At 69.2% G+C, this 24,802-nt stretch carries 23 protein-coding genes and 3 pseudogenes; 11 read left to right on the top strand and 15 right to left on the bottom strand.

From position 1 onward, the window contains the following. Positions 1-95 precede the first annotated feature (95 nt). From ABZ896_RS41375 to ABZ896_RS41395, 5 genes and pseudogenes are all read right to left on the bottom strand, one after another. Positions 96-1,382 (bottom strand): annotated as a pseudogene (locus ABZ896_RS41375) (DEAD/DEAH box helicase family protein); the annotation flags it as partial. 566 nt (positions 1,383-1,948) lie between these two features. Continuing rightward, positions 1,949-2,452, bottom strand: a pseudogene (locus tag ABZ896_RS41380) (hypothetical protein); the annotation flags it as partial. Between the two features lie 123 nt (positions 2,453-2,575). Next, a complete protein-coding gene (locus ABZ896_RS41385; RefSeq protein WP_360940668.1) occupies positions 2,576-3,061 on the bottom strand; it encodes a hypothetical protein in 486 nt (161 codons plus the stop codon). A gap of 15 nt (positions 3,062-3,076) precedes the next feature. Beyond that, positions 3,077-3,913, bottom strand: coding sequence for a hypothetical protein (locus ABZ896_RS41390; protein WP_360940670.1), 837 nt, complete (start codon positions 3,911-3,913; stop codon positions 3,077-3,079). A 5-nt stretch (positions 3,914-3,918) separates the two neighbouring features. Beyond that, positions 3,919-4,731, bottom strand: a complete 813-nt coding sequence (locus tag ABZ896_RS41395; RefSeq protein WP_360940672.1) for a hypothetical protein — start codon at positions 4,729-4,731, stop codon at positions 3,919-3,921. Positions 4,732-5,129: 398 nt separating this feature from the next. Here ABZ896_RS41395 and ABZ896_RS41400 point away from each other — a divergent pair, with 398 nt between their 5' ends. From ABZ896_RS41400 to ABZ896_RS41410, 3 genes are all read left to right on the top strand, one after another. Then, positions 5,130-6,110 (top strand): LLM class flavin-dependent oxidoreductase, encoded by a 981-nt coding sequence (locus tag ABZ896_RS41400; RefSeq protein WP_360940674.1) that lies wholly within the window; start codon positions 5,130-5,132, stop codon positions 6,108-6,110. Between the two features lie 69 nt (positions 6,111-6,179). Further along, positions 6,180-7,055, top strand: a complete 876-nt coding sequence (locus ABZ896_RS41405) for an ABC transporter ATP-binding protein (RefSeq protein ID WP_360940676.1) — start codon at positions 6,180-6,182, stop codon at positions 7,053-7,055. Next, on the top strand, positions 7,052-7,714 hold the full coding sequence (locus tag ABZ896_RS41410) for a hypothetical protein (RefSeq protein WP_360940678.1): 663 nt from the start codon (positions 7,052-7,054) through the stop codon (positions 7,712-7,714). Before ABZ896_RS41405 ends, ABZ896_RS41410 begins: the two co-directional genes overlap by 4 nt. 61 nt (positions 7,715-7,775) lie before the next feature. Here the strand turns inward: ABZ896_RS41410 and ABZ896_RS41415 are convergent, their stop codons facing one another. Together ABZ896_RS41415 and ABZ896_RS41420 are read right to left on the bottom strand one after the other, a co-directional pair. Next, positions 7,776-8,699 (bottom strand): AraC family transcriptional regulator, encoded by a 924-nt coding sequence (locus ABZ896_RS41415; protein ID WP_360940680.1) that lies wholly within the window; start codon positions 8,697-8,699, stop codon positions 7,776-7,778. 149 nt (positions 8,700-8,848) lie between these two features. Then, complete coding sequence (locus tag ABZ896_RS41420; RefSeq protein WP_360940682.1) at positions 8,849-9,703, bottom strand: DUF4394 domain-containing protein; 855 nt, start codon at positions 9,701-9,703, stop codon at positions 8,849-8,851. A gap of 252 nt (positions 9,704-9,955) precedes the next feature. On the opposite strand from ABZ896_RS41420, the gene ABZ896_RS41425 reads away from it, so the two are divergent. Together ABZ896_RS41425 and ABZ896_RS41430 are read left to right on the top strand one after the other, a co-directional pair. Next, entirely contained in the window at positions 9,956-11,185 is a 1,230-nt protein-coding gene (locus ABZ896_RS41425; RefSeq protein ID WP_360940712.1) for a helix-turn-helix domain-containing protein, read from the top strand. Positions 11,186-11,394: 209 nt separating this feature from the next. Then, positions 11,395-12,303: pseudogene (locus ABZ896_RS41430) on the top strand (hydrolase); the annotation flags it as partial. 66 nt (positions 12,304-12,369) lie between these two features. Here the strand turns inward: ABZ896_RS41430 and ABZ896_RS41435 are convergent. Together ABZ896_RS41435 and ABZ896_RS41440 are read right to left on the bottom strand one after the other, a co-directional pair. After that, a complete protein-coding gene (locus ABZ896_RS41435; RefSeq protein WP_360940684.1) occupies positions 12,370-13,380 on the bottom strand; it encodes an SEC-C domain-containing protein in 1,011 nt (336 codons plus the stop codon). Between the two features lie 108 nt (positions 13,381-13,488). Beyond that, positions 13,489-14,961 (bottom strand): beta-1,6-galactanase, encoded by a 1,473-nt coding sequence (locus tag ABZ896_RS41440; RefSeq protein WP_360940686.1) that lies wholly within the window; start codon positions 14,959-14,961, stop codon positions 13,489-13,491. 271 nt (positions 14,962-15,232) lie between these two features. Here ABZ896_RS41440 and ABZ896_RS41445 point away from each other — a divergent pair, with 271 nt between their 5' ends. Further along, a complete protein-coding gene (locus tag ABZ896_RS41445) occupies positions 15,233-16,018 on the top strand; it encodes a class E sortase (RefSeq protein ID WP_360940688.1) in 786 nt (261 codons plus the stop codon). A 7-nt stretch (positions 16,019-16,025) separates the two neighbouring features. Here the strand turns inward: ABZ896_RS41445 and ABZ896_RS41450 are convergent, their stop codons facing one another. From ABZ896_RS41450 to ABZ896_RS41460, 3 genes are read right to left on the bottom strand one after another with little or no spacing between them, the layout of a single operon-like run. Then, positions 16,026-16,520, bottom strand: a complete 495-nt coding sequence (locus ABZ896_RS41450) for a hypothetical protein (protein ID WP_360940690.1) — start codon at positions 16,518-16,520, stop codon at positions 16,026-16,028. Further along, positions 16,517-16,726 carry a hypothetical protein gene (locus tag ABZ896_RS41455; RefSeq protein WP_360940692.1) on the bottom strand — a complete coding sequence of 70 codons (210 nt, stop codon included), beginning with the start codon at positions 16,724-16,726 and terminating at the stop codon, positions 16,517-16,519. Before ABZ896_RS41455 ends, ABZ896_RS41450 begins: the two co-directional genes overlap by 4 nt. 58 nt (positions 16,727-16,784) lie before the next feature. Next, a complete protein-coding gene (locus tag ABZ896_RS41460; protein WP_360940694.1) occupies positions 16,785-18,176 on the bottom strand; it encodes an MFS transporter in 1,392 nt (463 codons plus the stop codon). Positions 18,177-18,245: 69 nt separating this feature from the next. Here ABZ896_RS41460 and ABZ896_RS41465 point away from each other — a divergent pair, with 69 nt between their 5' ends. From ABZ896_RS41465 to ABZ896_RS41480, 4 genes are all read left to right on the top strand, one after another. Beyond that, positions 18,246-18,773: a helix-turn-helix domain-containing protein gene (locus ABZ896_RS41465; protein ID WP_360940696.1), complete on the top strand. Its 528-nt coding sequence runs from the start codon at positions 18,246-18,248 to the stop codon at positions 18,771-18,773. Between the two features lie 49 nt (positions 18,774-18,822). Beyond that, positions 18,823-19,134, top strand: a complete 312-nt coding sequence (locus ABZ896_RS41470) for a DUF6412 domain-containing protein (protein ID WP_360940698.1) — start codon at positions 18,823-18,825, stop codon at positions 19,132-19,134. A gap of 94 nt (positions 19,135-19,228) precedes the next feature. Further along, positions 19,229-19,924 carry a YidC/Oxa1 family membrane protein insertase gene (locus ABZ896_RS41475; RefSeq protein ID WP_360940700.1) on the top strand — a complete coding sequence of 232 codons (696 nt, stop codon included), beginning with the start codon at positions 19,229-19,231 and terminating at the stop codon, positions 19,922-19,924. 127 nt (positions 19,925-20,051) lie between these two features. Next, positions 20,052-20,909 carry a fumarylacetoacetate hydrolase family protein gene (locus tag ABZ896_RS41480; RefSeq protein WP_360940702.1) on the top strand — a complete coding sequence of 286 codons (858 nt, stop codon included), beginning with the start codon at positions 20,052-20,054 and terminating at the stop codon, positions 20,907-20,909. Positions 20,910-20,920: 11 nt separating this feature from the next. Here ABZ896_RS41480 and ABZ896_RS41485 read toward each other — a convergent pair whose 3' ends face one another. The 3 genes from ABZ896_RS41485 to ABZ896_RS41495 form a co-directional block, all read right to left on the bottom strand. Continuing rightward, positions 20,921-21,790, bottom strand: a complete 870-nt coding sequence (locus tag ABZ896_RS41485; protein WP_360940704.1) for an LLM class F420-dependent oxidoreductase — start codon at positions 21,788-21,790, stop codon at positions 20,921-20,923. 71 nt (positions 21,791-21,861) lie between these two features. After that, entirely contained in the window at positions 21,862-22,371 is a 510-nt protein-coding gene (locus tag ABZ896_RS41490) for a heme-degrading domain-containing protein (protein WP_360940706.1), read from the bottom strand. After that, positions 22,368-23,450, bottom strand: a complete 1,083-nt coding sequence (locus ABZ896_RS41495; protein WP_360940708.1) for a Gfo/Idh/MocA family oxidoreductase — start codon at positions 23,448-23,450, stop codon at positions 22,368-22,370. Before ABZ896_RS41495 ends, ABZ896_RS41490 begins: the two co-directional genes overlap by 4 nt. 48 nt (positions 23,451-23,498) lie before the next feature. On the opposite strand from ABZ896_RS41495, the gene ABZ896_RS41500 reads away from it, so the two are divergent. Continuing rightward, entirely contained in the window at positions 23,499-24,614 is a 1,116-nt protein-coding gene (locus ABZ896_RS41500) for an ROK family transcriptional regulator (protein WP_360940710.1), read from the top strand. Positions 24,615-24,802: the final 188 nt, after the last annotated feature.

A 24,802-nucleotide genomic window follows, 5' to 3' on the forward strand; every position in this document is an offset into this window, starting at 1 on the left:
TCAGGGAGCAAGCAGCGGCAGCTGATGCACGCCCCGGGCAGACACCCGCGCGTTCACGAACCTTGACCGGCTACACCACGTGGCGGGACACCATCTGTGGTTGCAGTGGCGTGATGGAACTCATCGATGACGATCACGTCGAAGTGACGGGCGTCGAGCCGCTCGAGACGCTGGAGGTTGAGGGACTGGACGCTCGCGAAGACGTGGTTCCATTCGCTGGGTTCCTGGCCGTTGAAGAGCAACTCGCCGAAGGAAGCGTTCGCGAGTACCTCTTGATAGGTACGCAAAGACTGCTTAAGGATCTCCTTGCGGTGAGCCACGAAGAGAAGCCGAGGTAGCCGTCCTTGTTGCCGGTCGCGCATGGAGCGGTAGTCCAGGGCCGCCATCACGGTCTTACCGGTGCCGGTCGCCGCCACGAGGAGGTTCTCGTGGTGGTCGCGGATCACGCGCTCGACGCGAAGACGCTCCAACATGTCCCGCTGGTGTGGGAACGGCTGGACTTCCAGTCCGGAAAGGTTGATCTTGAGGTCGTCTCCCGACCCGTTGCCGCCTGCCCGGGACAGGGCTTCGGTGAGGCGCTCTCCGTCTTCGTCGGGGTCGTATGACTCAAACGACGGGTCATTCCAATACGCGTCGAATGTCGCCTCGAACTTGTCCAGCACCCGAGGTGTGGCGACCGACGACAGTCGTACATTCCACTCCAAACCATCCAGAAGGGCGGCCTTGGAGAGGTTGGAGCTACCTACATAAGCCGTGTTGAAGCCGGTCTTGCGACGGAACAGCCAGGCTTTCGCGTGCAACCGGGTCGATCTGATCTCGTAGTTGACCTTGACTTCGGCGTCGAACTCCCGGACCAGCCGGTCCACAGCGTGGCGGTCTGTGGCTCCGATGTAGGTGGTGGTGATGACCCGGATCTTGGCTCCCCGTTCCTTCGCGGCGCGGAGGGAGTCCTCAAGCACTCTTATGCCGTGCCACTTGACGAACGCGCAGAGCAAGTCAATGCGGTTGGCTGTCGCGAGTTCCGCGCGCAGCTCGGCGCCCAGGTTGGGATCATCCGGTGCGTTGGTGATCAGAGCCGTTTCGGAGAGGGGCGTCAGCGGCCGGATCGCGTATACCCCAGGGGCTTCCTGTTCGGCTACGGCGAGCAACTGACGGGGGCCTTCGGCGATGGTGCTCCTGATCCTGTCCTCATCAGGATCGGGTGCGTTGGCGGCCAGCGACTGCAGGATCTGGTTGGCGACGGCCACCTGCTGCTTCTGCGGGAGCTGGGCCAGTCTCCGCCCCACTGCCTCACCGATATGCCGGGCCAGCACATGTGGCGTGGACTGCTCGCTCACCTCCGCGTCGATGGCCTTCCAACCTGCGGCTTCTAGGCTCGCCATCTGATCATGGACGTCCTGCGTGACGAGCCTTTCGTAGACGCCCTCGTCCAAGCGCGTCGGGTCCCCCGCATCGTCCACGACTGGCTCCTTCGATCTCTCGTACCGATGAGGGTCAGTTCTAACAGCAACCACTGACAATCGAAGGTGCTGAGCGGAAAAGTGATCATTTTCGGGCAGCCTGATCGGATCACGCCACTGTCTGGCGGCAAGTGCGCCTCGGCCGACTGCGCAGGATGTTGTGCCAGTGCAACCCACGTCAACGGTCGGCGACAAACCGAACGACACCCAGTGATGCCTCGGCATTGGCGATCAGGCGTGCGATCTGGAGCAGCCGGTTGTGGAACTCCTCCAACACGACGTCGCAGGGGTCGAGGTGCGCTGGGAGCCGTCGAGGGAATGGGCCTCGAAGACGTAGCGGAAGTCCGGGGCGGAGGTGGGGTTCTGTGCTGTCTGCCATGTGACGTCGTGACGGCGGATCAGGACGGCTGCCAGGTAGTGCCTGGGTGAGCTCGTCGGTGCACTGGCCGGCCAGATCGACGAACAGACCGTCAAGGAGTACCGCAGTCTCCTCCAATGGACTCGGTGACGAGCGTCTGCGTGATGGTCTCCATGTCTGGGGTAGCGATTCGGCTCGTCTTCTGTGCCGCGAGAGCGTCCAACGAGGCGTTCAGAGCCTCCCACCAGCCGTCCGGTAGCTTGGGGGGCTCACTCAAGATGGCGTTGCCGACAGGAGATCCGGTCAGGAGATCCGTTTCGTCGGCTCGCCACATCACCGGCTCGTTCTGGTCTCGCCAGACCACGCACCCATGCCACACCGGCTGGGCGACGCCTTCCAGACGAGCGGCGGACTCTGTGCCGTTCCATCCCTGGCCGGGAATCCTGCCGAGCAAGCGCCGCTCGATCCGTACCCAGGTGTCGCGGTCAGTTCTGACCCCCACCGACCTGCGCTTTCGCACCAATGTTTCTGGATGCAGGCGCACTTGGAGAGATCGTTCGATGCGACTCAGAACCTCGCCAACCGGCTGCACAGGCTGTCGATCTACGTGGCAGCGGTGCGACCAGAGGTGCACACAGCTGGTGGACTAGTCCGTGGTCAGGCCGGTGGGGGCGTCCATCGTGAACAAGAACCTCGACGATCCTCATTCTTGCCGGCCAGCGTGAAAGCCCGAGGTTGGTACAACGGGCGGTCTGGTTCAGGATGAGAAGTCGTAGTGAGGGATCCCGGGGATCGACTCGACGAGATCTCCGATCAGGTTGGTGTAGCTGCGCCCGACTGGGAGATCGAAGAATTCCGCCACTCTGCGTCCCACGTCGAGCTTGAAATTCTTCGGCGTGGGATCCGGGAAATCACCGAGGACATATGTGGCGTACGTAGGTGAGTTCTCGTCGGCATCGACGACCCAAGAGCCACCGTAGGAGCTTGTGAGGTAGTAGGCGGTGTAGCCGATGACGTGGCTGCGCAACCACTCGAAATCGTCGTCCGGCAATGACGCCAGGTCCTCAACTGTCAAGAGGTCATGGAGGGGCGCGGCTGCCGTGTAGGGGCGTTCCATCACTTGGTCCGGATCGTCAAATCCGAGAGCGTGAGCGAGTCGTGGAACGCATTCCTTGCTGCCCTGCTCCCAACCGGCAAGCGATTCTTGCAGCTCACGGATGGTGAGGCTCTGACTGGAATCCATTAATCGACCCCTGCTTTAATTACGGGTGACAAAGACAATTCTAGCATGGCGCAATGCGTTGGCGAGTTCTGGAGACGGGTGAGCGTCAGCGAAGTCCCATCTCAACTCCACGTTCGGGTCTGCTCGTCTGATGTTGACGTCTTTTGCTATCTGCTCGAACAGGTCGTCAGAGAGCGGCACGAACTGTTCGGCAGCTTGGCCTTCCACGGTCTTCCACCGCTGGTAGGTCTTTGTCTCTACGTGATAGGTGCGGCCGTCGCCGCCATCGGACGTGACATCGACGTTGCGTCCTCCGGGGCGGGTGACCGGGTAGGGGGCGTTGTCGTTCGTCGGGACGGGTACGTGGTTGTCCTGATTGCGGCCACCCCACATGCGAGCCGTGAACTGTTCGCCCTGAAACCAGCGTGTTCCCTCTCGTCCACCAGGACCGCTGGCACGTCGATTGCGCCAATTCAGCACATCGCGATGCGTGGGCCCACCGGCGGGCCCGGCTTCCAGCGCGAGCGGCCGGGTGGGCGTCTGCCCGGCCGAGCGGTCGCCGATGCCGCGTAGTTGGTCGGCGACCCGGTCGTCGTTGGTGCGGTGGTTGCGGCTCATCTGGTCGAGGCCGTCGGCCATGTCGTCCATGTGGCGGCGGAGTTGGCGTTGCGCCTGTTCCAGTCCGCGCATCGCCTCCTCGGCGGCGGCGCCGATGGCCTCGCTCAACGCGCCGCGTCCTCGGGTGCCCTGCAAGCGGGTACGGCTGCTGCGGAGCCGTGAGCCCGCTGCCTCGTCCAGGTGGGTGCCCTGCTCGCGAGCGCGGTCCCGCACGCGGTCGGTCTCGTCGTAGTTGTGGTTGAAGCCGTCGCTCATGGCCATCACCCGAAGGGGGAGTCGGAGCCGGCGGTGCTCGTGGCAGGCCCTGGCGGGCCGGAAGCAGGTGGACTGCCGCTCGGTCCCGGCGCCGCGTTGCCTGCGTGGGCTGCGGTCAGCCGGCCCACAGGTTCGTCGACGCCCGTGAGTTGGTCGAGTTGGGCCTGGCTGTCGTCCACTCCTTCGGAGAAACCTTCCTTCCCTGCTTGGCCGACTTGGTTCCATTTCACGCCGTCCTGTAGGTCCAGGGCGTTGGCGGCCACTTGGATCGCCAAGTCGCCGGCCATGCCGCCGAGAGCGGCGAAGATCGGCCCGGTGACGAGGGACATGATCTGCTCGGCCGCCGCTTCCTCCACCTCGCGCAGGATCTTGCGCACCACGACACGGGTGGCCTGAGTGGCGCCCAGCGCGCCCAGTTCGGAGAGGCCGAGGGTGAGTGGGGCAGCGGCCTGGGCTGCGACGATTTCCCCGGCCAGGATGCCCAGTTGGACGATCGCCGCGCCCTTGGCGCCGGAGACGAGCGTGGCCGCGCCGTCGAGACCGGTCGCCAGCATGCGGGCACCTTCGCCGAGGTTGGCCAGGTGCTGGGTGTTGACCTTGTTCCAGTGGGCTTCGAAGGCCTCGGCCGCTGGGCCGGTGTTCTCGCTCAGGAGACGCTGGACCGCTCGGTGGGTGTCCGCGCGGCCGTTGTCGACCTCATCTGCGAACGCCCGTAGATCGTGGGCCATTTCGCGGTACTCGTCCTCGTCGAGGTTGGGCCACTCGATGCCTATCAGGTCCAGGACCCAGACCAGCTCGCCAGGCAGGACGACGCCCACGCACACTCCCCCGTACACCAGTACGCCATGAACAGGTGAACGATGGTAGTGGTTCCGCTTCTTGGGCTGTTGACGTGGGCCGCCCGCTTCTTTCGAGGGTCGTGCTTCCGCGGACTGAGTCAAGGGCGCTTCCTGCGGGCGCGTCGCCTGCGGCGATGGCCCGTTGGGCCACCCTTGACTCAGTCCGCTCCAGCACGGGGGAGAAGCGAGCGGGCGGCCTGGGGAAGGCGGGGGCCAGGGTAGGAGCGGTGGGGTCTGTTTGGTTGTTGGGCGGGGTTGGGGCGCGTTCGCTTGTGGGGCGCGGTCGTTATGTTGTGCGCCATGGGGTCGATCCCTGAGCGCAGGTCATTCCCTCGAGGGAATTGTCGTCGACCTCGCGGGACTTGACCATCGGGTTCATGGATATCGGTGTACTGCTTCCTACCGCGACCGCCCAGTGGGGCCCCGCCGACGACCCGCGTGAGCTGGTCGGCTTCGGCCGTCATGCCGAACGCCTCGGCTTTTCCTCGCTCTTCGTCAACGACTCCCTGATCAGCCCTCGCATCGAGGCGCTCACCATGTTGGCCGCCCTCGCCCCGGCGACGGAGAGCGTGGCGTTGGGGACGGCCGCGTTGATGCCGTTCCTGCGGCGGCCGGTGCAGGTCGCGCAGGCGCTCGCGTCGGTCGATCTGCTGTCCGGCGGGCGGCTCGTCGTGGCCGTGGGGGCAGGTTTTCCCGGGCGGTTCGGGCGGCCCTTCTACACACTGTCCGAGGTGCCGTGGGAGCGGCGCTTCGTTCGCCTGGACGAGACGGTCGCGCTGTGGCGGGCCCTGTGGGGTGGTGCCGAGTCCTTCCACGGCGAGATCCTCCGGTTCGACGGCGTTCCGCCCATGACCAAGCCGTACCGGGCCGGAGGGCCGCCCGTCTGGCTCGGTGGTGCGACTCCGGCGGCGCTGGCCCGCACCGGGCGGATGTACGACGGATGGCTGCCCTACCCGCCCGAACCCGCCGACTACGCCTCCGGGCTTCGTGGCGTTCGCGCGGCGGCGGTGGACGCCGGGCGTGCGGTTGAGGACGTCGCTCCCGGGCTGTTCGTCTCCGTACGGATCGACGATGACGTCGAGAGCGGCCGGCGGGCACTGGACGAGTACGCGCGAGCCGTGTATGGCATGCGGGTAGGGGAGTTGGAGAGGATCCAGGCGGTCGTCACCGGCTCTGTCGGACAGGTGCGGGAGCGGCTGGATCGGTACGTCGCCGCCGGCGCCCGGCACATCGTCGTACGCCTCGCTGCCCTCGATCTGCCGTCCCAGCGTGAACAGCTCGAACGGGCCGCGGAGTTGATTCCGGCGCTTCGGGCGACGGCGGAGCGTGCCGCCGTCCCGGAAAGCTCTTTGAGCTGACTTGGTCGAGCCCAAGCGCCGTCCAGGGGGCAGCTTCTAGGGTTTGGGGCATGGAGCACGGGGACGGGTATGAGACTTCGCGGGATCGGTAAGCGGTACGGGCGGGAGCCCTGGGTGCTCGCCGATGTGGATGTGGACCTGGACCCCGGTGAGTCGGTCGCCTTCAGTGGGGGGAACGGCTCGGGGAAGTCGACCCTGCTGCGGATGCTCGTGGGGGTCTCGCGGCCCACCGCGGGGCGGATACTCGATCGGCCCGCCGAGATCGGTTACGTGCCCGATCGGTTTCCGGTCGACGAACGGATGTCGGCGTACGGCTACTTGAGACACATGGGGTGCGTCAGCGGGCTGAGCGGGGCGGAAGCCTCGCGGCGGGCCGACGAGTTGCTGGAGCGGCTCGATCTCGTCGGTGGAGTGGACACCGCCCTGCGGGAGTTGTCCAAAGGGAATGCTCAAAAGGTCGCCCTGGCACAGGCGTTGATGGTTCCGCCTCAGCTGTTCGTGCTGGACGAACCCTGGTCCGGGCTGGACGCCTCGGCGCACGGGGTGCTGGCGGAGATCATGAAGGAGACGGCCGCGGCGGGCGGCATCGTCGTGTTCACCGATCACCGGGAGTCGGTGGTACGGGCGAACGCGACACGCGTCTACCGGGTCGGCGGAGGAACCGTGCGTGTCGACGAGGGGAGCACCCGGGCGGTACGACGGAGCGAGACGCGGATCGTGTTGAGAGCGCCGGTGAACGAGTACGGCATTCCGCGCGCCCCCGACTGGGACGACCACGAAGGCGTGGTCGCCGTGCGCGCCGACGGCGAGTTCGTGACCGCCCAAGTCACCGCCGCGCACGCCGATCGGCTGATCCTGGCCGCGCTGCGGGACGGGTGGTCGATGGTGGAGGCCGGTCCGGTGAAGGACCCGCAGTCCGCGCCCGTCCAGGGCGGTGCCTCTTGATCGCCCTCTTCCGCTACACCCTCTCCGTGATGCTGCACTCGCAGCGCTACATGCCCCCGCTGCTGCTGTTCGTCGGCGTCACCGTCGTCCTCACCGGCAGCTCCGGGCCGGCGACACCCGCGGCGATCTACGGGCCCGTCGCGGGCGTCCTCTTCGTCTGTTCGACCTGGCTGACCGTCGCGCTGGTCAACAGCGAGGACCCCGTGCGGCGCGTCATCACCGTGGTGCACGCCGGGAGTTCACGGGCGGTACTCGTCGGGACCGTGCTGGTGGCGCTCGCCGTGTGCCTGGCCGTCTCCGGGGTGCTGTTGTTCCTGCCGTTGGTGGTGGGCGGCCATGCGCTCACTCCGTACGACGTTCTGGTGGGGTTTCTCGCCCAGTTGACCGGCGCGAGCACCGGCGTGGCGATCGGCCTGGTCGTCTCCCGGCTGGTGATCCGGCGTATCGGCCACTCGCTGATCGTGGCCTTCCTGCTGCTGCCGTTCTTCGCCTTCACCCAGGGCATGCCGCCGATCAACCGGATGATCCGGGTGCTGGCGAACAGCTCCGACACGGCCGCGGATCTGCTTCCCACGGCGGCCGGTTGTGCCGTCGTCGCGGTGGGGCTGCTGACGGTGAGCATGGTCGTCACGGACTTCGTCGCCGCTCGCCGGGACTGACGTAGACCCCAAGGAGCCGGTCGGACGGTCCCCCGTTCCGTCCGACCGGGCGTGGGGGACGTTATCGGGGTGGTGTGCGGGCGGTCTTGGAAGAATTTGTACTCGGGGGGACGCGGGGGATCCGGGGGAGGGACAGTGCGCCCTCGACCTGGCGGGCCGCCAGCATGCGGCCCGGGGTCGTGCCGGCGATCGTGCGGAACTCCCGGTTGAGGTGGGCCTGGTCGTAGAAGCCGCAGGTCGTGGAGATGTCCGTCAGGGGGGTGCCCTGGTTGAGGAGGGTCACCGCGTGGCGGAAGCGGAGGATTCGGGCCGCGGACTTCGGGGTCAGGCCCACCTGTTGGGTGAAGCGGCGGGTCAAGTAGCCCTGACTCCAGCCGACTTCGGCCGCGATACGGGCGATCGACGTCGTCCCCGCCGTGCCGTGCAGCAGGTGCCAGGCCTGGGCGACCTCGGGGGTGGGGGCCGGGCCGTCGTCTAGGCGGGTCAGCAGCGCTCGGTCGAGGAGGTCGAATCGGGTCGCCCAGTCCGGAGTCGATGCCAGTCGGTCCACCAGGGCGCCGGCCGCCGGGCCCAGGACGTCCTCGATCTCGACCGCCAGGTTGGTCAGTTCGTTCATCGGCAGGCCGAACAGGCGGTACGCGCCCAGCGGGGTGAACTCCACCCGGATCGCCTCCTGGCCGCCGGGGTGCACGCAGATCGCCGGGCGGTCCTCCAGGCCCACGACCAGCGAGCCGAGCCTGCCGGTGCCGCCCCGGCTGCCGGCCGGCAGGTCCAGTCGCCTGACCTCGGAGAAGGGTTCCGCCAGGTTGATCAGCAGGGTCGCGTGGCCGGAGGGCACCAGCCGTACCTCGTACGGCGTGGTCATGCCGTCCCGGTAGCCGACGTAACTGCGCAGGAACGGCCGTAGAGCGGGGTGCCAGAGGCGGGTGACCCGCCACAGGCCGCCGAGACGCCTGACCTCGACCCCGCCCGAGACCGAGTCCACGCCAAGGATGCCGCCGTGCAAGCCATTCACCACAGCCAGCCCCTGCCCCGAGGGAACGCGGCTCACCCCACCCGCTCCACGGTATTCCGGCACCGCGCCCCCACGTGCCGCCGCGGCCCGGCCCCCACCGGACCGCGGCGAGGGTCCGGCTACGGCCAGTTGCCGGTCAGCGAGATGGCCAAGTCCGTGATGTTCAGCGGGAATTGGCCGATGGACGTGGCCTGGCCGGTGAGGACGTTGACGCTGTACAGGGAGGGCGTGCTCGCGCCGGAGGGGGTCAGCGAGGCGAAGGCGGCGTTGTCGACCGTCTTTCCGCCGGCCAGGGTGCTGAAGATGTCCAGGCCCGCGTTGATCCCGGCGTCGAGGCCGAGACTGCCGGTCGGGGCGAGCGTGCCGTTGTTCGCCGGGGACTGCAGAACGACCTGGTCGGTGGTCGTGTTGATGTCGACCAGCGTGGTCGCCGTCGTCGCGTCGAGGTCGTTGTTCGTGTACGCGGCCGCGGAGACGCCCTTGGTCGTGCCCTCGATCGGCGGGGTGGTGAGGTTGAGGTCCTGGATGGTCGTGTGGTCGTTCAGGTTGTGCCGCAGGTTCTGGCCGTTGTCGCTGATCACGCGCAGCCGGTCGGCCGCCGGGTTGAAGTCGACGCCGAAGTTGGTGCCGCTCAGCGCGTATTGGAGCTGGGACACCTTGGTGACCACGACGTCCCCGCTGCTTGTCGGGGTCTTGATGGTGTAGATGCCGCCCTTGTTGCCGACGCCGTACAACAGGCCGTCCTGCACCCGGAAGTCGATGCCGATCAGGGCCGTGTCGCCGCTGAGGCCGGTGACGACCCTGACCCAGTCGAGGACCTGCGGCCGGTCGGTCGTGAACGTGGCCATCAGGGTGCCGTCGCCGCTGATCCCGAACGCGCGCAGACTGGGCGTGGCGGCGGGGGCGGCCGAGCCGGTGCCCGGTGCGCCGAGCAGGAGCATCGTCGACGTGGCCACGACCGCGACCGCCGCCATGACTCTCTTTCGCGTGCCTGTTCTCATCGGAGTTTCCCTCCCGTTTGTGCCTGACCGTTTGTGCCTGACCGTCTGGGTCCTGATTTCCGTGGTCAATCCGGAGTGAACGCGGCTCTCATTAAGGTCGCTTCACACCTCCTCCACAAGCGGAAAGGGCGTCGAGAACGCCCCGTTCGGGGAATTTTGCGCACTGTGACAAAGGTCCGGATCTCGTCTCTCGGCCGGTTCATCCTGAATGACATGCTCGCCACCATGGGGAGCCTCTTCGCCGAGCTGGCCCGGCAGGCGTCGACCAACGCTCGCCGTGAGGTCGAGACTTACGTACGTGAGATCCCGGAGTTCGGGTTCCTGGACAAGGACCCCCGGGCGCGGGCCGACACGTTGGAGCACTCGATGTGGTTCCGGCGCCGGACCGTCGAACTGTCGCCGGACAACAGCGAGTTGAGCGCGGCCGATCTTGGCCACATCGCGTCGATGGGGGAGCTGCGGGCCGGTGCCGGGATGTCGCTCGACGCGCGGCAGCGGGTGCTGCGCGTGCACACCGCGCTCATGCTGCGGGAGATCAACGAGGCGACCGAGGCCCAGCGTGGCGGCGGAGTCGACGAACTCATGCGCATGATGGCCTGGTTCGCCCCGCAGGGCGAACGCGGTATCGGTGCCTACCGCCAGGGATTCGTCCGCGTACTGCGCCGCCGAATTCCCTATATCGAGCAGGTCGCCCTCCTTGCCGGTTCCTTGGTGAACGGCGACCCGATTTCCGCGGAACTCGCCGAGGCCCTCGACATGGAACTCCCGGATCGCTACGCGGTGACGGTGTTCCGGCTCCCGGATCCGCCCGTCGTCGACCGTTTCCTGGAGAACGAGATCGGGGTCCTGGTGAAGAACCATCAGGCTCCGATCACGTGGGGGAACGGTGAGCTGATCGCCCTGTTCCCCGTGGTCGCCGGTGCGGCGGAGACGGAGAACCTGCCACCACACGTGATCCCCGATCTCCTACCGGATCTCGGACCCCGTCAACTGCCGGATCTCGTACGGGACTTCGCCGCCGCCCTCGCCCGCCCCTGCGCCGTCGGCACGGTCACCGCACCGCTGCCGGAGCTGTCCGCCGCCCTGGAGCGCGCCCGCCGGATCAGCCGGGCGGCCCCGACGCGCCCGGCCTCCGCCCGTCCGAGACCGCACACCCTGGCGGACGTGTTCGTCGAACTCGCCGTCGCGGACTTGCCGTTCGTCGACGACTGGCTCCGCGCTCTGGCCCGCCGGCTGGAGCCCGGCCCGGACCTCCTGGCCACGCTCGACGTGTACTACCGCCACGACATGCACCGCGGTGCCACGGCGACCGCGCTCAACGTCCACACCCGCACCCTGGACTACCGCCTGCGCCGGGTGCGTGAACTCACGGGCATCGACCCGGGCTCGACGCGGGGCGTGCGCACGCTCAGCGCGGTCGTCGTACGGCATCTGTCGGGGGCGTGGCCCTCCTGACAGGCATGGCCCCGGAGTAAGAGATCTACGTGAACCCTCAGAGGGCTCTCCCGTCCCGGATGATCTTCTGTGTAGCGTCCTGCCCTGTGTCGAGCGGAGGGTCGTTCAACTTCCGTTCTACGCGCGCAGATTCGCCCCCCCACATGCATCACCGCACGCCTCACCACCCGCACCGCCACTCCGTCCCCCCACTCATGGAGGTTCACGCGATGCCCGGTCCTCGCAGATTCGCCACCGCCCTCACCGTCCTCGGCCTGGTCGCCGCCGGCGCCACGCTCCAGGCGTCCACGCCCGCCGCCGCGGCCACCACCCACCGCGTCCTGTTCGACGACGGCCACGCCGAGGAGGCGGGCAACGCGGACTGGATCATCTCCACCAGCAAGCCGGACCCGCTGGCCCAGGACTCCTCCCCGTCCGCCGAGACGGACTGGACCGGCGCGCTCTCATCCTGGGGCGTGGACCTCCAGAAGACGGGCGACTACAGCCTCAAGACCGCCACCAGCGCACTCACGTACGGCGGTTCGTCCACCACCGACCTCTCCAACTTCGACACGCTCGTCCTGCCCGAGCCGAACACGCTCTTCACGACCGCCGAGAAGACGGCGATCATGACGTTCGTGAAGAACGGCGGCGGTCTCTTCATGATCTCCGACCACACCGGCGCCGACCGCAACAACGACGGCTACGACGCGGTCGAGATCCTCAACGACCTGATGACCAACAACAGCGTGGACAGCGACGACCCGTTCGGGTTCTCCATCGACTCGCTGGACATCAAGTCCGGTTACCCCGCCGCGATCAGCGACAGCTCCAACGCGGTCCTCAACGGCTCCTTCGGCGCCGTCACCAAGAGCCTCATCGCCGACGGCACCACCGCCACGCTCACCCCCGCCGACAACGCGAACGTCAAGGGGCTTGTGTACCGCAGCGGTTACTCCGGGAACACCGGAGCGTTCTTCCTCACCAGCACCTACGGCAGCGGCAAGATCGCCTTCTGGGGCGACAGTTCGCCGATCGACGACGGCACCGGCCAGTCCGGCAACACGCTCTACGACGGCTGGAACGACACCGGCGCGACCAACGCGGCCCTCGCGCTCAACGCCACGGAGTGGCTCTCCGAGTAAGCAACAGGGCATAAAAAAGGGGGCCGAGATCCAACTCGGCCCCCTCACCGACTCAAGCCCTCACTCCCCGTGACACTCCCCATACCCCCGCCCCGACCCGCACCAACACCCCGTCCCCCGCTGCGGCGGCCACTCCACCGCCCGCCCCCGCGCGGCCAGCGTCGTCGCGTACTGCGGCAGCAGTTCCGCCTCCGCCGGGGACGAGCCCTCCGACGCCGCGAAGGCCTCGTACGAGGGGACCGTGCCCGTGACGATGCCGAGGTTCGGGGTGCCGGAGGCGGCCAGCTCGCGCAGCGACGCCTCTATCGTCGCCAGGTGCTCCTCGTGGGAGGGGTACTCCTCCGCCAACGACGGGTAGGCGGCGAGCAGTTCGGCGAGTTCACCGGACGGCCAGTGCAGTACCGCGACCGGGAACGGCCGGGACAGCGCCTCCCGGAACGACCCCAGCTCCGCGCGCAACCGGGCGATCTCCGCGGCCAGTTCGGCCGGGTTGTCCGAGCCGAGGGACCAGACCCGCTTGGGGTCGTGGAGTTCGTCCAGGGAGACGGGGGAGGAGTGCAGGCTGTCGGCCAGCGTGTCCCAGTCGTCGTGGGCCACGCCCAGCATCCGGCGCACCCGGTGGCGGCCGAACAGCAACGGATGCGTGGAGTACGGCGGTTCGGCCACGTCCGTCAGGAGCACGCGCGTGCCCTCCGTGAACGTCGCCTGCGCCTGCTCCAGTTCGTCGTGGGACTCCAGGGACTCCGCCACGATCACCCACGGCGCCGGATCCCGCGGGGCCGCCGCGCGGACACCGTCGATGATGGCGCGGGCCTCGGCCTCATGGCCGTACTCCCAGAGGTTGGAGGCCTTGAGGGCGCGTACCAGATGAGGGCGGTCCAGCCCCTCGGGGGAGGCCAGCAGCCGGTCGTAGAGGGCGGTCGCGGCGGGGCGGTCGCCGGACAGTTCCCGGTGGGCCGCGGCCTGGAGCAGCAGGGCCTCGGCGTCCTCGGGGTACAGGTCGGCGGTCCGCTCCAGGCGTGCCGCTTCGGCGGTGTGGTCGACGTTCTCGGCAGGCGTGTCGGGGCGCATGGGGGACACCGTACTGCCGATCAGTGTCAAAGGAGAGATAGGTGCAGGCCAGGGCCCGGGTAAGGGAAACCCCGGCCCGCACCTTTCAGAACCCTTCCAGCACCGCGCTCAGATCGTCACGCCGTCGATCTGCAGGGTCTGCACCGCCTTCGCCGCGAACGACGCGGACACCGTCTTCCCGCTCAGATAGGTGTTGGAGTACGAGGCGTACGCGTCGCCGCCCGTGGTCACCGTGTTCCAGCGCGGGACCAGGCCGCCCGACCCGCCCGTGACCGTCGTGAACCGCGAGAGGTCGAAGGTCAGGGTCTGGGCCGAGGACGAGGTGTTGAGGGCCACGATGACCAGGCGCTTGGCCGTCGCGTCGTAGGCCGCCACCGCGTAGCTCACGCCGGTGTCCAGGATGCGCATGCCGGGGCGGATGTGCCGGGTGAACTGGGCCAGCGCGTAGTACTTCCGCTCGATCGCGCCGGCCGTCAGGGTGCTCGCGTCGTACTTGATCACGCCCCAGCCCGCGGTCGGGTCCATGACCTGCCAGTAGACCCAGGCCGTCGGGTGCAGCCAGCGGAAGTCGTAGAGGAGGTTGAAGGCCGTGGTGTAGCCGGTGCCGTCGCTGTCGCCGGTCTCGGAGTTCCACAGCTTCTTGCCGGCCGTGGTCACCACGTCCGTGTAGAGCAGGTCCCTACGGCCGCCCGAGCCCTGGTAGCCGTGCACGTTGACCTGGTTGACGTACCCCTTCGTCGTCGAGCTGAAGGAGTTCCAGGTGGTGCGGGCGAGGTCGTAACTCGTCTCGTCCGAGGCCGAGATCTTCACGCCGGTCAGGCCACGGCCGTCCAACTCGCTGCGCAGATACGGCAGTACGGCCGACTGGACCGTCGCGTCCATGTGGCAGCCCTCCTGCGTGCCGGTCGCCGTCCACCAGGACGACGAGGGCTCGTTGAAGGCGTCCACGGTCGCGAAGTTCACGCCCCAGTTGTTCTTGGCGTACAGGGCGACGGCGGCGAGGTGGGAGGCGTGCTGGCGGTAGTTCCAGGACTGGAGGTTGTTGCCGCCGTCCGAGGCGCCCGAGGGGTTGTGGTTCAGACACATCCACCACATCGGGGAGTTGGCGAACAGCTCGGTCGTCGCGCCGCGGGAGACCGCCTTCGTCAGCATCGCGCGCTGGGTGGCGTCCGCGGTCCAGTCCCAGGCGGAGGAGGTGGGGTCCTCGTTGTTCCAGTCCTGCCAGTAGCCCTCGATCTGCTTGAACGCGGGGATGTTGGCGGACGCGACCATCGACGATCCGCTCACCGTGTTCCAGCTGCACGCGCCCAGGTTGTAGCGGGCGATGTTCAGACCGAGACCGGGGAGCGAAGTGCCGTTGTACGTGGTCGACTTGGTGGTGAAGAAGATGTCGGCGAAGTCGTCCCGGCCGCCGAACACATTGGCCCACCAGGCAAGGGACGTGCCCCAGCCCTCCCAAGTGCCGTACGAGGTACCCGGATTGACGGCGATCGTGGCGTCCGCGTGGGCGGTGCCGGTGGCCAGCGCGCTGCCGAGGAGGGTGCCTCCTGCGGCTGTCAGCAGCGTTCTGCGTCGGATCATGGTGTCTCCGATTCGATCATCGACAGCAGGTCCCTCAACCGCCGTCTCTGTCCGTGTCCCGTTCATGCCAGAGGAAGCATCGGGTGTGGCCAGTGAGGTTGTCGAGGGTTTTGGCAGCCCTTCTTAAAACCTGTGGACGAAGTGCGGAATCTAGAACACCGGTTTCCGGGGAGGCGTTCGGCGGTCGGGTGCCTCTGGAGACTTCACGGCCCGCGCCCTATCGTGCGGGCGGCCCCGACGAGGGGACGTCCTACGTGGGGAGGCGCGACGCATGCGGCCACGCATCCTGCACCACGACATCCGACGCCGCCGCGCCCGCCGCCGACGCGCGCTGTGGACCGGCGGCGAACTCCTCGTCACCGCGGGGGCCGTCCTCCTCCTGCTCGTGGTCCATCAGCTGTGGTGGACCAACCGGGAGGCGAAGGAGGGGGCGGAGCGGAGGGTGGAGGCGCTGGAGCGGGAGTGGAACGGCGCCGGCTCACCGGCCGCCGGCCCGCCCGACGACGGATCTTCTACGACGACCCCCGCGGCGTCGGCCCCCGACGCGCCGTCCGGCCGCTCGACCGCACCCGCTCCCACCTCCGCCCGCGCCACCCCCACCCCCTCCCAGGCGTACGCCATCCTCGTCGTCCCCCGCCTGCACCTCCGCGTCCCCGTCGCCGAGGGCGTCGGCAAGCAGGCGGTCCTGAACAAGGGGTACGTCGGCCACTACCCCGGCACCCAACAGCCGGGCCACGCAGGGAACTTCGCGCTCGCCGGGCACCGCAACACCCACGGCGAGCCGTTCCGGTACCTCAACCGTCTCCATCGCGAGGACACGGTCCGGGTGGAGACCCGGACGGCGGTCTACACGTACAAGGTGACGAGAACCCTCCCGCAGACGTCGTCCCGCGACTCAGGAGTGATCCGCAGGATCCCCCGCTCCACCCTCCACCCCACGTACGGCTACTCCACGCCGGGCTACTACATCACCCTGACCACCTGCACACCGGAGTACACGTCGAGGTACCGGCTGGTGGTGTGGGGGGAGCTGGTGTCGATGCGGCCGCGCAACTGAGGGTTGGTCATCGCTTCAGCATGATCAGCAGGATCGCGATCGCGAGCATGGCCATACCGATGACCTCGGACACGATGGCTGCGGTGAGCCGTCGGCTCATCTTCCGTACGAGACTCATGGAGGCGGTCAGCACGGCGAGTTGAGCCTTGGCGACCTGCCTGCGGGCCTTCTCCTCGACCGCGTCCCACAGCCGCTGCTGGGCCACGAGGGGCTTCAGGCTCTCGGGGTCCATCTCCGACCATGCGCGGGGAAGGTTCGTGAGGACCCCGAAGACGGCGGCGCCGAGGAACGCGACCAAGGACAGCCCGAGGAAGACCCGGGGGATAGTCGACACTGTGGCCCGGTCGGGAGCGACGACCGTGACGAAGGCCAGTTGCAGGGTCACCAGGGTTCCGGAGGTGGTGATGACCATTTGGCCGCGGGACTCGACGCCGGCGCGGCGCTCTCGCACATGGGCGAGTTGCTTCTCGATGGTCTCCGCGATGACCTCGCCGGCCTTCATCCCGCGTCGTCGGTGGTGTGCACGTCCCAGCCGACGTCCCAGGGCGAAGGCATTTCATAATTGTCGAAGGGGGTCAGCTTGATCTCGGGGTAGTCGTCCAGCGGAGTCAACTGGTCATCGTCGGCTGACTGTCGTACGGCGGCCTGGTGGGTTTCCCTGTAGGGCGGCCGCGGGTCCCCGGGTTCCTCGGGTGTGACGTCGGGCATGGGAACAACATTGACAGACCACGACAGTTGAGGAAGCCGAAACGCGAGGTGGCGCCGTTCACGCCCGCCCCCGCACCCCCACCACACTCACCGCCGCCACCAGCGCCAGCCCCGCCGACACCCCCATCGCCACGTCCGCGCCGTGTGCCAGTCCGCCGCCCGAGGACGTCGCGAGGGCGATCGTCAGGGCGACGCCCGCGCAGGAGCCGACGTAGCGGAAGGTCTGTTGGGCGCCGGAGCCCATGCCGGCGCGGTCGCGGGGGACCGAGTCGACGGCGAGCAAGGGGAGCGCGGCGTTCAACAGACCGCTGCCGACGCCCGCCAGGACCAGGCCCGGCAGCATGCGGATCCAGGAACCCGCGTCCAGCGAGCCCACCATGGCGAGGACGCCCACCGCGTGGAGGGTGAAGCCGAACGCCAGTTGCCAGCGCGGTGGGACCCGGCCCGCCAGGCGCCTCGCCTGGAGCGCCACCGTGAACGACAGGCCCGACCAGAGCAGGAACAGCCAGGCCGTGTCCATCGCGGACAGGCCGAGCGTCTGCTGGAGCAGCGCCGGGAGGAAGCTGAACAGGCCGATCACCGCGAGCCCCGTGAACAGCCCGCCGGAGGAGGACGCGAGGAAGAGGGGGCGGCGGAGGAGGCTCAGGTCGATCATCGGGGTCGCCGTACGGCGCTCCACCGCGACGAACACGCCCAGCAGCGCGACGAAGGACAAGAAGAGCAGACCCACCTGCGGGCGCAGCCACCCGTCCCGGCCCAGTGTGAGCGCCGCGACCAGCGAGACCAGCGCCAGCCCGAACGACACCGCCCCGGCGAGGTCCGGCCGGCCGCCGCGGGGCGCGCGGGACTCCGTCAGCAGGCGCGCGGAGAGCGCGGCCACGACCAGCGCGACGGCGCCGAGCACCCCGTATGCCACCCGCCAGCTCGGCATCGCCCCGCTCAGCAGCGGTCCGACGGCGATGCCCCCACTCACGAACGCGCCCCAGACGCCGGTCGCGCGCAGCCGTCCGCGCGGGGTCGGGAACGCGTGCACCAGCAGGCCCAGACTGCTCGCGAGTAGCGCCGCGCTGGCCGCGCCCTGGGCGATCCGGGCGAGGGTGAACAGCCAGGTGGACGTGGCCAGCGCGCCGAGCGCCGTGGTGACGCCCAGCGCGAGGGTGCCCGCGACGAAGATCCGCCGGCGGCCGTAGTCGTCGGCGAGGGTCCCGGCGACCAGCAGCAGCGCGGCGAGGCCGAGCGGGGTGCCGTTGAGGAGCCAGGCCTGCGCGGAGAGCGGGGTGTGCAGGGCGGCGGCCACGTCGGGGAGCGTGACCATCGGCGCGGTGTACGTCATCAGGGCGACGGCGGTGGCCGCGCTGGTCAGGGCGAGGGTGGCCCGGGCGCGCGGGGGAGCGGGCGCCGCCGTCTTCCGGGGTTCCTGCAGCAAGGTTCGTTCATTGAACTTAGCCATGTCCGTCACCGTAACAGAGTGAGTTCGGTCATTGAACCAAGCTCGTGGAAATTGGTTACAGTGGACGCCATGGCACTGGGCAAGGACTACGCGACACAGCAATGCTCGATCGCCCGCGCGCTGGAGACCGTCGGCGAGCGATGGACCCTGCTGGTCATCCGCGACGCCCTCTACGGCGTCCGGCGCTACAACGACTTCCTCGTCCACCTCGGCATCCCGCGCGCGGTCCTCGCCGCCCGCCTCCAGATGCTCACCGAGGAGGGACTCCTGGAGAAGCGCCGCTACCAGGAGTCCCCGCCGCGCGACGAGTACGTCCTCACCGCCCGCGGCACCGCCCTGTGGCCCACCCTGCGCGCCCTCGGCCGCTGGGGCCGCGAGTACTACGGCGAAACGGTGCTGCGCGTCTTCCGGCACGCCGAGTGCGGCACCGAGATCGGCTCCTACGGCGAATGCCCCGCCTGCGCGGTCGTCGTACCGGCCGAGGACGTCCTCATGCTCCCCGGCCCCGGCCTCGACCCGGACCCCGCGGACCCGGTCGCCCGCGCCCTGCTCAAGCCCAAGCGGCTGCTGGAACCGATCGCGGTCGACCAGGCATAACCTCGATCGGGTATAACCGAAGGACCGTATGACGAAAGGGGGAGTGACCATGATCCGCAGCTGGACCAGGCCACCACGCCCGGCCGTCGTACTCCTCCTCCTCGTCCTGGACCTCGCGCTCCTCGACACCGGCAGCCTCTCCGCCGCCCTCGCGCTCGCCGCGACCGCCGCGGCCGGCTCCGCGTTCGCGGCCTGCGCACTCCTCGCCTCGCGCTGCGCGCCCGCCGTCCCGCCCACCCGGGTGCGGACGGCCATCCGCGACCGCGACCGCCGTACGGCCTTCCTCCCGCAGCGGGACCCCGACGCCCGGGGCCGCACCCGCCCCCGTGCCCCCGGACACGCCCTCCCGGCGACTGCGTAGGGCACCTCTTCCCTCGTACGACCGTGCCCCGCGCGGGTCGTCATGCCGCCCTGTTTCCACTCCCGGCACGACGAGACCCCCGGAGGGCTCACCCATGTCCGTCTTCGCCGACCTGGTCCAGCACCTGGCCGACCTGCTCCACCCGCTCTTCGGAGCCACCGCGGCGGCCGCCGCGATCGTCCTGTTCACCGCGTTCGTACGACTGCTCGTCCACCCCCTGTCCCGCGCCGCCGCCCGCGGCCAGAAGGCCCGCACCCGGCTCCAGCCGAAGATCGCCGAGCTGCGCAGCCGGCACAAGGGCGACCCCGAGAAGCTCCAGAAGGCGGTGCTGGAACTGCACGCCGAGGAGAAGGTCTCCCCGCTGTCGGGCTGCCTGCCCGGCCTCTTCCAGCTCCCCGCGTTCTTCCTGCTCTACCACCTGTTCTCGAACACGACGATCGGCGGCAAGGCCAACGAACTGCTCGGCCACGACCTGTTCACCGCGCCCCTCGGCGGACGCTGGGCCGACGCGCTCGGGGACGGCGGGATGTTCGGGGGAGCGGGTCTCGTCTACGTCGGGCTGTTCCTGTTCGTGACCTTGGTCGCGACCTTCAACTACCGCCGCACGAAGCGGATGATGGCCGCGAACCCGGTCGTGCCGGTGGCCGGTACGGGAGCGATGACCAAGGTCATGCCGTTCATGTCCTTCTTCACGCTCTTCACCGTGGCGGTGGTCCCGCTGGCGGCCGCGCTCTACGTGGTGACCAGCTCGACGTGGGCCGCCGTCGAGAGGGCCGCCCTCTACCGCTGACCGGCGTGGTGGCGGTCCAGTCCGTGAACCGGGTATTGCGGAGTGGACGGTGACCTTGGAGGATCGACCAGTCATCCGATGGCTGCACCCGTCGGGAGACGCCCCGCGATCTAGGGAGACTGTGACCATGAAGCTGCTGCGAGTCGGTACGGCGGGAGCGGAGACGCCTGCGCTGCTCGACGCCGAGGGGGTCCTGCGGGACCTCTCCGGCATCGTCCCGGACATCGACGGAGCGCTGCTCGCGGACGACGCGGCGCTCGGCCGGATCCGTACGGCCGCGGAGTCCGGCGAGCTGCCGGCGCTCGACGCGGACGGGCTGCGCGTCGGGCCGCCGCTCGCCCGGATCGGCAAGATCGTGTGCATCGGGCTCAACTACCACGACCACGCGCGCGAGACGGGGGCCGAGCCGCCCGCCGAGCCGGTGATCTTCTTCAAGGCCGCGGACACGGTCGTGGGCCCCTACGACACGGTGCTGGTCCCCCGGAAGTCGGAGCAGACCGACTGGGAGGTCGAGCTGGCGGTCGTCATCGGACGGACGTCCCGGTACCTGGAGTCCACCGAGGAGGCGCTCGCACACGTCGCCGGGTACGCGGTGTCGCACGACGTGTCCGAGCGGGAGTTCCAGCTGGAGCGCGGCGGGACGTGGGACAAGGGGAAGAACTGCGAGACGTTCAACCCCCTGGGGCCGTGGCTGGTGACCGCCGAGGAGGTCGGTGACCCGCAGGACCTCTCGCTGAAGCTGTGGGTCAACGGGGAGTTGAAGCAGGACGGCACGACCGCCGAGCAGATCTTCCCCGTGGGTGAAGTGGTGCGCTACGTCAGCCAGTTCATGACGCTGTACCCCGGCGACGTGATCAACACGGGAACCCCGGCGGGAGTCGCGCTGGGTGAGCCCGAGCCCAAGCCGTACCTGCGGAGCGGGGACGTGGTGGAACTGGAGATCGCCGGACTCGGGCGCCAGCGGCAGGAGTTCAAGGACGCGTAACCAGGCCACCTTCAGCCCAGCAGATCGGCGAGCCTCCTCCATTCCTCCCTCGGGATGGCGTCCCTGGGGGCGCCGTTGACGATCTGGAGCGCCACGTGGTCCGCGCCCGCCGCGATGAAGTCGTCGATGCGGGCGCGGATCCGGGCGTCCGTTCCCCAGGCGTAGACCGCGTCGACCAGGCGGTCGCTGCCGCCGCCCTCGAAGTCCTCCTCCGTGAAGCCGTTGCGGAGGAAGTTGTTGGTGTAGTTGGGAAGGCCGAGATAGATGGCCAGGTAGTCGCGGGCAAGAGCGCGCGCCCGCCCCGGATCGGCCTCCAGGACGACCTTCAACTCCGGCGCCAACAGGGGCCCCTCGCCCAGGAGTTCGCGGGAGTGTGCGACCTGCTCCGCGCTGATGAGGTACGGGATCGTGCCGGCGGCGCGGTCGCGGGCCAGTTCGACGCTCTTGGGGCCGAGCGCCGCGAGGAGGCGCCGGTCGGCCGGTACCCCCGCCTCGTCCAGGGCGTCCAGGTAGTCGACGAGGGCCGAGTAGGGGCGGCGGTACTGGTCCGCGAGCTTGGCGTGGCTGACGCCGAGGCCCAGCGCGAAGCGGCCGGGGTGTGCGGACTCCAGGCCCTGGAAGGCGGCGGCGGCTTCGGCGGCCTCGTACTGCCAGATGCTCTGGATGCTGGTGCCGACGACGATCCGCGAGGTCGCCTCGACCAGCGGGAGGGCGTGATGGGCGGCGCTGTTGCCGCCGAGCCACAGGGCACCGAAGCCGAGCTCCTCCAACTCGGCGGCGGTTTCGGCGAGTTCAGCCCGCCGATCGGCATCCTCCGAACGCAGCGCGCCGCCGTTCCAGACGCCGAACCGTCCGACGGATTCCTTCAGGGAGTCACTCATGGGGGCCGTTCCCTCCGGTCGGTGTGCGGTACACAAGGGTGCCAACCGGAGGGGTGCGCGAGATCTTCCCGTCAGTCGCCGAGACCCAGGAACCGTTCCAGGGCCTCTACGACGAGCCGGTGGTCCTGGAGTTGGGGCAGCCCCGAGACGGTGACCGAGCCGATGACGCCGGCGCCCTCGACATGGATCGGGAAGGAGCCGCCGTGGGCCGCGTAGGTGTCCGGGTCAAGGCGCGAGGACTCCTCGAAGGTGCTGCCCTTGGCGCGGAACCGGGCACCGACCAGGTAGGAGGCCGAGCCGTAGCGCTCCACCACCCGGCGCTTGCGGTCGATCCAGGCGTCGTTGTCGGGAGTGGAACCCGGCAGCGCGGCATGGAAGAGCTGCTGGCCGGAGCGGTGGATGTCGACGGCGACCGGAGCCTGCCGCTCCCGCGCCAGCTCCACCAGCAGCGAACCCAGCGCCCAGGCGTCGTCGTAGGTGAACTGCCGGAAGACCAGCCGCCGTTCCTGCGCCTCCAACTCCTCCAGGGGCGGGGTGAGTTCCGGGTGGAACTTCGGGGTCAGCTCGGTGTTGTGCGTCACAGCTCCACCACCACTCCGTCACGGGCCGAACGGCGCGCCGCCTCCAGTACGTCGAGGGCGGCGGCCACCTCCAGCGCGGTCACCGGGTTGGCACCGCCGCCGGAGAGAGCCCTGGCCACGGCCGCATAGTAGGCCGGGTAGTCACCGGAAAGGGTAGGCACGGCACTCCCACCTCCGGTCAGCGGAGACTCACCGGCACCGAGCCGCCCCCACAGCGACTCGGGCTCCCGCCCCCATTCACCACTACCGCCGGGCCGCTCTCCCTCCCGCAGCGCGGCCTCCTGCGGATCGAGCCCGTACTTCACATAGCCCGCCTTCGAGCCGAGCACCCGGAAGCGGGGCCCGAGCTGGGCGGCGGTGGCGGACATGAACAGATGCGAGCGAACGCCACTGGCATGGGTGAGGGCGACGAAGGTGTCGTCGTCGACCTCGGCACCGGCCCGCCGTACATCGGACTCGGCGTACACGGACCGGACGGGCCCGAACAGCACGAGCGCCTGATCGACGACATGACTCCCAAGGTCGTAGAGCAGACCTCCGATCTCTACGGGATCGCCGGACTCCCGCCACCCGCCCTTGGTCTGCGGCCGCCACCGCTCGAACCGCGACTCGAACCGCCAGACCTCACCCAGCGACCCCTCGTCGAGCAGCCCGCGCAGCGTCAGGAAGTCGTTGTCCCACCGCCGGTTCTGAAAGACCGACAGCAGCAGCCCCCGCTCCTCGGCGAGCCGCCCCAACTCCCGCGCCTCCGCGGCCGTCCCGGCGACGGGCTTGTCCACGACGACGGGCAGCCCGGCCTCCAGCGCGGCGGTGGCGAGCGCGACATGCGTCTTGTTGGGAGAGGCGACGACAACGAGATCCAGCTCCCCGGCCCGCGCGAACAACTCGTCGGCCGAGGCGACGAGACGCACACCCGGGAACCCGGCACGGGCCTGTTCCTGCCGCTCGGGGTTGCCGGTGACCACGGTGTCGAGGACGAGGCCCTCGGTCGCGGCGATCAGCGGGGCGTGGAAGACGGAGCCCGCGAGGCCGTAGCCGATGAGCCCCACACGGAGAGGAGTGCCACTCGTACCAGTCATGCGTCCCACTTTCGCAACGGTGTTGCCAAAGTGCAAGCGCGGGCGAGAATGGGGAGCGTGAACAGGACGAACGGCGGCGCCAACGTGCTGGCCCTGCGCAGCCACAACACCGCGCTGGTCCTCGACCTGCTGCGCGGGGCGGGCCCCGAGGGCGTCAGCCGCCTGGAACTCGCCGACCGCACGGGCCTCACCCCCCAGGCCGTCAGCAAGATCACCGCCCGCCTCAAGGACCAGGGCCTGGCGACGGAGGCCGGCCACCGCGCGTCGACAGGCGGCAAGCCACGCACGGTCCTACGACTCGTACCGGCCGCCGGCCACGCGGTGGGCGTCCACCTGGACCGGGACGGACTCCGCGCACTGCTGGTGGACCTGACGGGCGGGGTGCTGGCCGAACGGCGCGCGTCGGTGGACCTGGGGGCGGGGTCGGAGGAGGTGCTGCGGGCGGTGACGGGGGAGGTGGAACGACTCGTAGGAGAGACGCTGGAAGGTGCCACCTCCAGCCGCGCCCTCTCGGACACGGCCTCCCTCCTCGGCGTCGGCATCGCCCTCCCCGGCCCCCTCGACCACCACCACGGCATCCTGCACCGCGTCACCGGCTTCCCCGAATGGAACGGCTTCCCCCTCCGAACCGCCCTCGAAGAACGCCTGGGAGTACCGGTCGCGGTAGACAAGGACACGAACGCGGCGGCCCTGGCCTTGGCGGTCGCGGGCCGGGGTTCAGACACCACATCCTTCGCCTATCTCCACCTCGGCACGGGCCTGGGCGCCGGCCTCGTCCTCGACGGCAACGTCCACCGGGGTGCCCGTACGGCGGCGGGGGAATTCGGCCACCAGGTCATCCACCTGGACGGCCCCCCGTGCACCTGCGGCAACCACGGCTGCATCGAGACGCTGTGCCTCGCGGCGGTGGCCGACGGGTCAGTGGAGGAGGCGGCACGTGTCTTGGGCGTAGGCGCGGCAAACCTGGTCGGCCTGCTCGACATCGACGAGGTCCTCTTGGGCGGCCGCACGGTTCTGTCCTGGCCAGAGGTGTTCGCCGGGGGCGTCTCGACGGTACTCAGGGAGCGGGCTGGCGAGGTGCCGGTGACGGTTGTCTCCGACGGGATCGCGGAAGGGGCGGCCCAGTTGTTGCTGGGTCCGGTGTTCGGGAGAAGAGACGCCTAAAGGGTTGCCGGCTTCGGTGGGATGGCGGCTGCGGGTCCGTCGTGGCTGGTCGCGCAGTTCCCCGCGCCCCTAAAGACACAGGTGGGTCTTTGTCACCCGCGTACGGCGGTGAGGGGACGGGGGCGGGGGGTGTCCGCCCGCAGCGGCCGGCGTCCATTGCCCTGCACTTCTCAATCGACAGCACCGCC

It is taken from the genome of Streptomyces sp. NPDC047072, from assembly GCF_040643855.1.
GTDB lineage: Bacteria > Actinomycetota > Actinomycetes > Streptomycetales > Streptomycetaceae > Streptomyces.

Bases quoted from the DNA above. Each gene is read 5' to 3' on its own strand.
- ABZ896_RS41445 (WP_360940688.1), top strand. From the start codon at position 15,233: ATGCGGCCACGCATCCTGCACCACGACATCCGACGCCGCCGCGCCCGC.
- ABZ896_RS41455 (WP_360940692.1), bottom strand. From the start codon at position 16,726: ATGCCCGACGTCACACCCGAGGAACCCGGGGACCCGCGGCCGCCCTAC.
- ABZ896_RS41405 (WP_360940676.1), top strand. From the start codon at position 6,180: ATGAGACTTCGCGGGATCGGTAAGCGGTACGGGCGGGAGCCCTGGGTG.
- ABZ896_RS41495 (WP_360940708.1), bottom strand. From the start codon at position 23,450: ATGACTGGTACGAGTGGCACTCCTCTCCGTGTGGGGCTCATCGGCTAC.
- ABZ896_RS41435 (WP_360940684.1), bottom strand. From the start codon at position 13,380: ATGCGCCCCGACACGCCTGCCGAGAACGTCGACCACACCGCCGAAGCG.
- ABZ896_RS41480 (WP_360940702.1), top strand. From the start codon at position 20,052: ATGAAGCTGCTGCGAGTCGGTACGGCGGGAGCGGAGACGCCTGCGCTG.
- ABZ896_RS41420 (WP_360940682.1), bottom strand. From the start codon at position 9,703: ATGGCGGCGGTCGCGGTCGTGGCCACGTCGACGATGCTCCTGCTCGGC.
- ABZ896_RS41500 (WP_360940710.1), top strand. From the start codon at position 23,499: ATGGGGAGCGTGAACAGGACGAACGGCGGCGCCAACGTGCTGGCCCTG.
- ABZ896_RS41400 (WP_360940674.1), top strand. From the start codon at position 5,130: ATGGATATCGGTGTACTGCTTCCTACCGCGACCGCCCAGTGGGGCCCC.
- ABZ896_RS41475 (WP_360940700.1), top strand. From the start codon at position 19,229: ATGTCCGTCTTCGCCGACCTGGTCCAGCACCTGGCCGACCTGCTCCAC.
- ABZ896_RS41425 (WP_360940712.1), top strand. From the start codon at position 9,956: ATGGGGAGCCTCTTCGCCGAGCTGGCCCGGCAGGCGTCGACCAACGCT.
- ABZ896_RS41465 (WP_360940696.1), top strand. From the start codon at position 18,246: ATGGCACTGGGCAAGGACTACGCGACACAGCAATGCTCGATCGCCCGC.
- ABZ896_RS41485 (WP_360940704.1), bottom strand. From the start codon at position 21,790: ATGAGTGACTCCCTGAAGGAATCCGTCGGACGGTTCGGCGTCTGGAAC.
- ABZ896_RS41450 (WP_360940690.1), bottom strand. From the start codon at position 16,520: ATGAAGGCCGGCGAGGTCATCGCGGAGACCATCGAGAAGCAACTCGCC.
- ABZ896_RS41390 (WP_360940670.1), bottom strand. From the start codon at position 3,913: ATGAGCGACGGCTTCAACCACAACTACGACGAGACCGACCGCGTGCGG.
- ABZ896_RS41470 (WP_360940698.1), top strand. From the start codon at position 18,823: ATGATCCGCAGCTGGACCAGGCCACCACGCCCGGCCGTCGTACTCCTC.
- ABZ896_RS41385 (WP_360940668.1), bottom strand. From the start codon at position 3,061: ATGGATTCCAGTCAGAGCCTCACCATCCGTGAGCTGCAAGAATCGCTT.
- ABZ896_RS41440 (WP_360940686.1), bottom strand. From the start codon at position 14,961: ATGATCCGACGCAGAACGCTGCTGACAGCCGCAGGAGGCACCCTCCTC.
- ABZ896_RS41460 (WP_360940694.1), bottom strand. From the start codon at position 18,176: ATGGCTAAGTTCAATGAACGAACCTTGCTGCAGGAACCCCGGAAGACG.